The organism is Streptomyces sp. NPDC037421 (genome assembly GCF_055602105.1).
In genome coordinates this window covers 1-8,482 of the sequence record NZ_JBVJWV010000074.1, presented here as the reverse complement: position 1 = coordinate 8,482, position 8,482 = coordinate 1, and the positions used below count along the sequence as shown (strand labels likewise).

The window sequence follows — 8,482 nt, the reverse complement described above, 5'->3', positions numbered from 1 at the left end:
CTGAGGGTGGGCTGTGGTGGGGGGGGGCAAACGTGACGGCCCCCCCCCCCAACCCCCCCCCCCCCCCCCCCCCCGCGGCGATCAAAAATTCACCAACTTTCAGAGGATGCTATCCGGAAGCTCTCGCAGCGCATCGATAGCAATTTGTAGTCTCGAAATCATCAAGGCTCGGCTCTGTCGGATTCCCTCTCTGATTTCTTCGGGGAGGCCGTCACTTTCAATGGCCATCCGGAAATTCTCCCAGCCTTCGTACGCGATGCGCGTCGCACCCCTAATTTCATCACCAAAGAGTGCCTGCCGGTCGAAATTCATGGGAATCCCTGACGGCCGCAAATAGCAGAGAGAGGCCTCTGTGAGAAACTGCCCCACGAGCGCCTTGGCTTCGTGGTCGAGGAGTTCGCAGGACAGCATCTGAATGACGAGATTCGTCGGAACTTGACGAACCGGGCCTCGCAGCGAGTCTGGAACCATCCACCTGCCCTCCTCTGAGAATTCGCCTCCGGTGGCCTTCATCCCTCACTCACCCTTCATCCCACTCATCCATATCTGGCCATCAGCCATCTCTGTGCCTCATCGTTATCCAGCGGAACTCCGTCCACGCCGCCAGCTCGCAAAACTTGCGCACAGTAGGTCACGCAACCCTGGTCGGGCAAAGAGTACGGAGGCCAGCGCCCTTCGTCGGTCTTAAAGAGGGCGTTCTCGACGAACATTCTTGCCCGCCCCGCAAGGGGAAGCCTAATATTCAGTCTCCACGTGATGGCCGGAAGATCGCCGGGGTCGAACATTTCGACTCCGTTGTCGCTTCGACTCACATCGCCGAACTGGTGGGTGCTGAGCTCTCCTTCTGCGTCACGAATCGTGATCAGAGCATGTTGCCTACCATCCGGATAGTTTGCCAGGTGGACCGTGGCTTCGTCGGTGCGGCAGTTGTGGACGAGGACCTGAGCGGCACCTGCCAGCACGTAGTAAGTGTGCTTATCGGCCACGGTCAAGTTGTGCACGGTGGCTGCGGAGGAGACCCAGCGGCGAACTGTGGAGATCTGGACGTGGGTGCCGGCGCTGGTGCGCAGCCATTGGCCCGACTGCAGGTCCTTGGCCTCGACCCATGCGTTGAGCTGCGGGATCCAGAACGGGTGGCCGTCCGTAGCGACGACTTCCGCCGTTTCGGAGCCAGATTCGCCGTCGACGTCCACGACGACCGTAACCAGGTTTTTGAGGCCTTGGCCCTTGATCTCGGCCGTGACCGATTCGGCGCGGGTTTCACCCGTGGTCTCGTCCGTCGCCAGGACCTGGTCTCCGACCTTGACGTCTTCGATCGCCTTGGTGGAACCATCGGCCATCAGCACCTTCGTGCCCGGCGCGAAGCTGTTGGTGGTGCAGGCGTCGGCTGCCTTACCGGAGCCGCCTGAGCCGCTGCTGCCGCCGTTGCTGCGGGAGGAGCCGCCGGACGAGCCTCCGCTCTTGTTCATGTTGACGGACTTGCCGCCGCTGCCCTTCGAACCGCCCTTGCCGGCGCTTGCCGCCGAGGAGGCCTTCGGGTTGGACTTGGCCTGGGCTTGCTTGTGGTTCGAGTTGCCTGTCTTCTTGCTGTTGTTGACCGCCTTGTTGCTTGTTGTGTTGATCTTGTCGGCGGCCTTCTTCTTCGCCGCTTGTGCTGCCTTTTTGGCTGCCTCTATGGCCTTCTGCTTGGCCTCCAGGGCTGCCTTCTCGGCCGCTCGCGCCGCCGCCAGGACGAGTTCGGCGGCCTTCTTCGCCGTCTTCCAGGCCTGGATCGCCGAGATCGTGCGTTTGACTGCCTTCAGTACCGAGGGGATCTTGCCGAGCTTCGTCCACGGGATGGCACCGATGATCATGCTTCCGCATGACCACATGTCGCCGCCGAAGCAGGCCATGGCGTCGTTGATGCCGATGAAGTCCTTCAGCCCCGACCAGGCGGCCTCCAGGTTTCTGATCCTCGTCCGCGCAGGTCAGCGGCGGAAATGGAAGTACAGGGCGAGGGCTGCCCGTTCGGAGAACGGTCACAGTGACGGTTCCGCGAACGGAACTCCTGGGGCGCTGGCGGCCAGAGCGACCACGGTCAAGTTCACCCCGGTGAACTTGACCGTGGGGTGGCGTTGACGGCGGCGAACGCGACCTGGAGGGCCCTGTTCCCAAGGGTAGCGAGAGGCGGCAGCCCAGGGATCAGAACAGGCAGTCACGCGTCGGCCGTCAGGTCCGGGGGCCGTCCCCGAGGCTGCGCCGTACGGCCGCAGGCCCAGCTTCTGGACGCCGGACGGGCGGCTGCGGGACCTCCTCGGCGGTCCGCTCGGCGGCTGTCCCGCCGCGGGCTGTGACGCGAACCAGCTGGGCGTCATCGAGCGGGACCGGTCCGTGCCCGAGAGGGCGGCGCTTCGCTTGTTCTTTATGGTTTGAGTCGGTTTCGTTCGGTGATGCTCTCTGGTCGTTTCACGGTTTTACCCACGTCGTAGCGGGTGGCGGGCCGCCGGTTTTTGGAGCCAAGCGGCCTGCCAGGTCCGGGGGTTGAGGGTTTTGGCGCGCGGGCCGGGCAGTGCAGGTGCGGGCGGAGGTTCCGAAACCCCCGGCGGACTCGGGCCGGGGCGAGTCGGCCGGGCTCGGCGGGCTTCTCCCACGGCCGCCGCAAGTCGGCGGCGGCCTCGCGCAGAAGGCGGATCTGGGTGTGGGCAGCGATGATCAGCCAGGTCCAGCGCTCGCCAGCCTTGGGGGTTCGCAGCTTCGGGCGGGTCCACCCGAGGGTCTGTTTCATCAGCCGGAAGGTGTGCTCCAGGTCGAAGCGCCTCAGGAATGCCTGCCAGCGCACGTCGACGTCCTCGCAGTTCAGGCCGGTGGCGGACGACCACAGCCAGAGCGGCAGCGGGTCTCCTCCGCCGGGCAGCCGGTCGACCTGGAGGCGGATCAGTGTGCCCTCGATGATGGGGAGTTCGCCGGTGTGCTCGATCCAGGCGGAGCGGGTGGTCAGGCGCGGGTGGATACGGTCCCAGGCCATCGCGCGGGTGGTGCCGTATCGGTCGGTGACCTGTGTCGTGGCCGCGTCGGGCTCACCCCAGGTGTCCGGCTTGGCGAAGCGGAACTCCTTGCCGTGCTTCGGCGGTCGCCCGCCCTGGGGGTAGGCCAGGGCGTACTCCTTGAGCGAGGGCGTCGGCCGTCGCATGACGCGGTCGGAGCGCATCCGTCCCAGCACCTCGACCGGGAGGCCGTCGAGGAGGTGGGCCATGCGTGGGGCGTCGTAGCCGGCGTCGAAGACGATGAGGATGTCGCGGTCGCCGACGTGCCAGCGGCCCATCTCGATCAGGTCGGTGACCACCCGGCGGAGCTGGGAGGCGGTGGCCTCGGCGACGTCGTCCTCAGGTCCGAGGCGGACGGCGTCCAGGAGCTGGCACCAGGACGTCCGGCCCGATTCGAGGGCGGCGACGAACGAGTACGGCCAGCCGGGGATGAACTGGTCCGAGGACCGTCCGCTGCGGCCGTAGACGTGGCAGAACAGGCGATCCGCGCTGGTCGGCGCGTCGGGGCGGAGCCAGTTGCTGACGTCGACGGCCAGGACCAGGCGCCCGTCGGCGGCCCGCGGCATCGGCAGACCGGCCAGCACCTGCCGCAACCGGGGTACGTCCACGTTCCCGTGGTTCAGCGCCTCGTACATCGCGCCGTGCCCACGCCGGTGCTCGGCCACCAGCGTCAGATCCACCGGCGAGGTCACCGGGCCGTCCGCGCACAGCAACGCGTCCACGAGCTCGAACAGCTCGTCCCCGCGCACGGTCAGGCAGTCGAATAGTTCCTCCCGGAAGTGTGACGCTTGCGCGAACGCTTCCCCGGGACCGGCGTCAGGCAGCAGACTCACCCTCACGGCCTTCGTCTCGATCGGTGCACCTTGGTCGGAACACATGATCAGACGAAGGCCGCCCCAGCGTCCCGCGAATGCCCAGCTGGGCTACCCAGTTCGATACGCCGTTCGAAGTCAGTCAGGCAGCGCCACGGTGAGATCCACCTCGACGAGCTGTCCCGGAAAGCCCAGCTGGGCGACGCCCAAGAGCGTGCTGGCGGTGGTGAACGCCGGACCCAGGGCAGACTCGGTGAGCCGACTCCATGCGGCTCCGAGAATGTCCCTCTCATCGCTCCGCACGTAGATCACTGACCGCACCACATGTTCAGGCTGGGCACTCACCGCTGCCAGGGCAGTGAGCGCGTTCGCGACAACCTGGTCGACCTGCGTCTCGAGGGAACCGGAACCGACGAGGTCACCATTCCGATCAAGCGGGCACTGCCCCGCCAGATAGGCGGTACGGCCTGCCTCCACCACGGTGATGTGGTGGTAGCCGGGTGTCTCATGCAGCTGCTCGGGGTTGATGCGGGTGATCTTCTCAGTCATGTCAGCGAGTCTGACCAGCGTGGTGCCAGCACGCACCGCATTTTCTCCACCGGCAAGCATTCCGCAGTGACGTGAGGTTAAAGAACAAGCTTAGTACCTGTTCCTGAGCCATGCATGACAGAGAGGGCGTCGAGTGTGGGTCTGGCTGGGTATGGTCGGCATGTAGGTTCTGGTGATGGGTGAGGGGGCGGTGTGATCGGGCTTGGTGTGTTACTGGGGGCGGCGGTGTTGATGGTGGTGACCGTGCTGCGTCGAGGGAAGCGGCGGCGCACGGAGAATGTGGATGGCCTGCTCATTGAGCAGGCTCGAACGGCGCAGGCAAGAGCTGACCGGAGTTCTTACAGATCGGATGAGGCCTTGCTCGCCTCGATGCTGAGGGATAAGTACAAGCCCTAGCTGGCGGATCCCTCCCTGTACCGGAGGAAGATCTCGGGGTCGCCGTGCCAGTCGGTGCGCCCGATGTTGAGCACCTTCTCCTGAGCCACGCGTGACAGCGGTGATGACCGGTGGCTGGGGTTTCCAACGAGGGGTGTCGCTCCTTCTGGTGAAACGAAAGGGGATGCGACTCCGCTTGGACCTACCGTAGTCAGAGTGGAGAAGCGGGGCGAGGCCGGGTGCGGTTGGTGGCGGTGAACGAGTCAGTCCCGGGTGTGTTCGCGAGGGGCTGGCTGACCGGCTCGGCGGGACTGCCGACGGGTAATTCGCCTGATCATGAGGGTGATCGCGGCCCAGGTGATCAGCGACTCCGAATGCTGGATGAGCCTCTCGTAGTCGCGAGCGTGTCTGCGGGCGTGCATGACCCAGGCCAGCGACCTCTCGACCACCCAGCGGCGGGGCAGGACGACGAACCCGACCGCGTTCTTCGGCCGGCTGACGATCTTCAACGTCAGGTTCAGGTACTTCTTCGCCCAGTCGACGAGCTGTCCGGCGTAGGCGGAATCGGCCCAGACGATCGTGATCTCGGGGTGCATGAGCCGCAGTCTGAACAGGACTTCCTTTGCCGCGTCACGGTCGGTCATGTCGGCCGGGGTGACCACGACGAACAGCGGCAGGCCTTTGGTGTCGACCACCAGGTGCCGCTTCCTGCCGTTGATCTTCTTCGCTGCGTCGTAGCCGCGCGAGTCCTTGCCGACGGTCTCGGCGGCCTTGACGGACTGGGAGTCGATGATGGTGGCGACCGCTCCAGGGGAGCGGCCCATGTCCCGGCGGACGCGTTTGCGGAGCTGGTCTCGGATCTGCCCGATCACCCCGGCGGCGGCCCAGCGGGCCATGAAGTTGTAGCAGGTCCGCCAGGGCGGGAAGTCCTTGGGCAGGGGTCGGGTAGCCGGGACACATTGCTGCGTCCCGGCCCCCTCAGAACCGGCCATGCCCGCTTTCCAGGCAACCGGCTCAAGCAAGCCCCAAGGGCGTCACAGTGCTCTGCATTCGGGGCCGTCTGCCATCCGCAGCATGAAGCTGACGATGGCAGTCGGCGTGAACGAGACGCAGGTTCTTTCTCTCGTCCGACCCGCCGTCACGCCGGTATTCGAAGTGATGCTTATTCAGCATTTTCTTCGAGGCCGCGAACCAGTTAATCCACTCGCGTGGGTTGTCCGGCTCGTACTCGGCTCCGGCAATCAACGCCTGACGGCATAGAGGGCAGAGCCCCCGTTGCCGGTAGCTAGGGACAGACTCGTCTTGTCCATAGGCGGAGGCGCCTTTCGGCGACGGCGGTTTTCCCAGTATTCGATTAGGGAAGGGTCATCCAATGATGCCGCGCCCTTGATCAGGGTGTGCCGAACGATTTTCGTCCAGGAGAACTTGACGAGGTGGGCGCCGCTGACGCGATCGCCGAACACCCATCGGTCTCGCCTGGTCTTGTCGAACCGGCCGAAGTACCGTTTGACGATCCAGTCCCTCGACTTTAGCGGGTGAGCACGCTTGGCCCACTTGTAAGTGAGCACCCACATGTAGTTGTCCAGATCAGCGAAGACTCTGGACGACACCACCGTCCGGTAATAGGCGACCCACCCCCGAATGATGGGCGTGAGCTTTCTCAAGACACCTCCGGCGTTGGCGCCGTAGAGCGCCTTCACCTCCGTCTTAAGCCTCTCCCGGACTCTCTCGACAGCATCCTTACTGGGCCTGATAAGCAGCTTGGTGCCGAAACGTCGGACCCCGAATCCGAGGAAGTCGAACCCTTCCTCATTGAATCTCAGCCCTCTCGGTTCCAGCCACTTGGCCAGCTCGGTCTTAACACGGTGCGCTTCTTCCTCGCTGTGGCACATGGCCACAAAGTCGTCCGCGTACCGCACGAGAACAGGGGCGTCCCGGGCCGTATATGTACCCCTGTTGCCCGGACCGGCATACCGATAACGACTCCCTGCCGCTGCCTCCATCCCATGCAGGGCAACGTTCAGCAGCAGCGGACTGATCACTCCTCCTTGAGGAGTGCCTTCGTCCGTCCGCATCAAGCAGCCTTCTTCAACGACGCCAGCCCGCAGCCATGCCCTGACCATGGTTCGACCAGGGAACAGGCCTAGGGCCTCCAGAAGCCGAGCGTGGTTGATCCGGTCGAAGGCTGCCGCGAGGTCTGCGTCGAGCACCCACAAACGTGAGGCCCCTTTAGACCCCAATGTGTTGTAGATGGCCTCGATCGCATCATGGCAACCCCGACCAGGGCGGAATCCGTATGACCTCGGCTCGAAGCGTGCTTCCCACTCGGGTTCTAGTGCATTCTTCACCCGGGCTTGAAGTACGCGGTCGATGATCACAGGGATCCCGAGAGGTCGCTGCTTTCCGTTGGCCTTCGGGATGAACACGCGTTTGACCGGACGAGCCCTCCAGGGATTCTCAGACCGCTGGATTCGGACCGCGAGACGGCCTCGCTCCTTCGGTGTGAGCGCAGTTTCCCCATCGATGCCCGCGGTCTTGCGCCCCGCGCTCTGCTGCGTCACCCTTTTGACGCTGACTAGCGTATTGGAGTGGCTTCGCAGCATGAGTTTTTGCAGGTTGCGAACCTTCTTCAGGTCGCCTTCCTGAGTCGCCTTGAAGATTCTTCGTCTCAGTCGCCGTACATGGTCCTCGCACGCGGCCCAGTCGATGCTGCGCCAGTCGATTCGCACGTCCTCCGGTCCGTTCGCACGGGAAGAACGGCGGGGCTCACTGTTCTGTCGAGCCATCAGCCCCTCCGTGCGTCCAACTTGCCCTTCGGTGCTGGTTTCTTCACCAGATCTCTTCAAAGGCTCACCTGGCCCACGTGGGCGCCCTTTCGGGCCGAGTCACTCGGACCCGTATCCGACGAGTTATACGGGGGCGGGTGCCGTCCGCTTTCCCCTGGCCTTTCGGCCTATCGGCATTTGCTTCTTGGGTCATCCTGTTCCCGCCGGGGAATTGATCCTTCCTCACGGTCGGACAACCGGGAGTGATCCCGGACCCCGACGGGGTTTCCACGTTCCGCACTGACAAGATGCGACTGGGGTGGGCGCCTCCTCTACCCCGGGACCGGTGGTGTCCTGCCCTCGCCGGCGAGTCCACGAGGGTCACCTGGCGTTCTTCCACGCCGAGTCCTGTAGCTGCCGCTTGCATTACCATCGCGCAGCTTATGCAATCACGAGGCATAGTCGGAGATTCGCTTTCGCTCGCCCGTCCAGTCTTCCCCTTTGCTTGTTGCCTCCCGATGGCCGGGACGCTCTTGAGCGTGATCGTCCAGCTTCACACCCCGCCGTTACCGGCGACGCATGTGGACGCAGGGGACAGGCCCTGGACACTGGCCTGGGCTTCATCAACTCCTCTCTCGTCTGCCACTTGATCAGTGCGACCTCGTGTCGCACCCCGCCACTTGCATCCGGTGTCCACGACATACCGGATTGCGTCCACACTCTCGCGCCGCGGGTGCTTCTCCAGCCGCCCGCCGCGAGGGGTCTCGCAGGCCGGGATCGAAAGGAGCGGTTCGATCAGGGCCCACTCGTCGTCGTAGGTGTCCGAGGGGTAGCAGCGGCACCGAGCCAACGTCCCCTCCCTTCATGGCGGTGGGGGGGGGGGGGGGGGGGGGGGGGGGGGGGGGGGGGGGGGGGGGGGGGGGGGGGGGGGGGGGGGGCGGGGGGGGGGGGGAGGTGG

General features: G+C 64.9%; 6 protein-coding genes and 2 pseudogenes. All 8 read right to left on the bottom strand.

Annotation, left to right across the window (positions count from 1 at the left end):
• Positions 1-99 precede the first annotated feature (99 nt).
• On the bottom strand, positions 100-513 hold the full coding sequence (locus tag ACZ7IF_RS39080; protein ID WP_470981782.1) for a hypothetical protein: 414 nt from the start codon (positions 511-513) through the stop codon (positions 100-102).
• Between the two features lie 23 nt (positions 514-536).
• Positions 537-1,892 carry a polymorphic toxin-type HINT domain-containing protein gene (locus ACZ7IF_RS39075; RefSeq protein WP_470981780.1) on the bottom strand — a complete coding sequence of 452 codons (1,356 nt, stop codon included), beginning with the start codon at positions 1,890-1,892 and terminating at the stop codon, positions 537-539.
• Positions 1,893-2,401: 509 nt separating this feature from the next.
• Positions 2,402-3,856, bottom strand: a complete 1,455-nt coding sequence (locus ACZ7IF_RS39070; RefSeq protein ID WP_470981778.1) for an NF041680 family putative transposase — start codon at positions 3,854-3,856, stop codon at positions 2,402-2,404.
• A gap of 117 nt (positions 3,857-3,973) precedes the next feature.
• On the bottom strand, positions 3,974-4,384 hold the full coding sequence (locus ACZ7IF_RS39065; protein WP_470981776.1) for a RidA family protein: 411 nt from the start codon (positions 4,382-4,384) through the stop codon (positions 3,974-3,976).
• A 692-nt stretch (positions 4,385-5,076) separates the two neighbouring features.
• A pseudogene (locus ACZ7IF_RS39060) lies at positions 5,077-5,703 on the bottom strand (IS5 family transposase); the annotation flags it as partial.
• A gap of 70 nt (positions 5,704-5,773) precedes the next feature.
• Positions 5,774-5,932 (bottom strand): HNH endonuclease, encoded by a 159-nt coding sequence (locus ACZ7IF_RS39055; protein ID WP_470981784.1) that lies wholly within the window; start codon positions 5,930-5,932, stop codon positions 5,774-5,776.
• Between the two features lie 68 nt (positions 5,933-6,000).
• Positions 6,001-7,545 (bottom strand): reverse transcriptase N-terminal domain-containing protein, encoded by a 1,545-nt coding sequence (locus tag ACZ7IF_RS39050; protein ID WP_470981774.1) that lies wholly within the window; start codon positions 7,543-7,545, stop codon positions 6,001-6,003.
• Between the two features lie 652 nt (positions 7,546-8,197).
• Positions 8,198-8,374, bottom strand: a pseudogene (locus tag ACZ7IF_RS39045) (transposase); the annotation flags it as partial.
• Positions 8,375-8,482 lie beyond the last annotated feature (108 nt).

Excerpts from the sequence above, each read along its gene's own strand:
- ACZ7IF_RS39055 (WP_470981784.1), bottom strand. The coding sequence starts at position 5,932 with ATGCTGAATAAGCATCACTTCGAATACCGGCGTGACGGCGGGTCGGAC.
- ACZ7IF_RS39065 (WP_470981776.1), bottom strand. The coding sequence starts at position 4,384 with ATGACTGAGAAGATCACCCGCATCAACCCCGAGCAGCTGCATGAGACA.
- ACZ7IF_RS39080 (WP_470981782.1), bottom strand. The coding sequence starts at position 513 with ATGAAGGCCACCGGAGGCGAATTCTCAGAGGAGGGCAGGTGGATGGTT.
- ACZ7IF_RS39075 (WP_470981780.1), bottom strand. The coding sequence starts at position 1,892 with ATGGCCTGCTTCGGCGGCGACATGTGGTCATGCGGAAGCATGATCATC.
- ACZ7IF_RS39050 (WP_470981774.1), bottom strand. The coding sequence starts at position 7,545 with ATGGCTCGACAGAACAGTGAGCCCCGCCGTTCTTCCCGTGCGAACGGA.